The sequence below is a fragment of the Pantoea wallisii genome (assembly GCF_002095485.1).
Taxonomy (GTDB): domain Bacteria; phylum Pseudomonadota; class Gammaproteobacteria; order Enterobacterales; family Enterobacteriaceae; genus Pantoea; species Pantoea wallisii.
Map to the genome: position 1 here is coordinate 1 of NZ_MLFS01000145.1, position 362 is coordinate 362.

Annotated in this window: 1 pseudogene; it reads left to right on the plus strand. The window is 45.6% G+C overall.

From position 1 onward, the window contains the following. Positions 1-50: 50 nt before the first annotated feature. A pseudogene (locus HA48_RS22335) lies at positions 51-362 on the plus strand (hypothetical protein); the annotation flags it as partial.

Consider the following 362-nt stretch of genomic DNA (forward strand, 5'->3'; position numbering starts at 1 on the left):
TTATCTGGTTAAATCCTGGTAACTTCCTGTAAACCTGTCGGGGTCACGTTATGGATAACTACTGGGATAAGAACCGATTCTCCAGCTATTTTCTCACAATGGCAAATCTAGAGGCGCAGCAGCTTTATAGCAAGGCCACTGAAGTGTCTTTCCTGCATTTGAAGGACGGATTTACACAAATGGCCTTCCAGGATGATGTGAAGCGTTTCATTGATGCGCAGCTCAGTACAATACGATCTGCCAGCTCAGAATCTGACTGCCATGAATGTTTGCGAAACCTTTCAGGAAGAACACAAAAACCTCTCAATACAGGATCAAATGCTGCGTTCCGGACAGGCTGCACTGCATGCTTCCGTGCATTT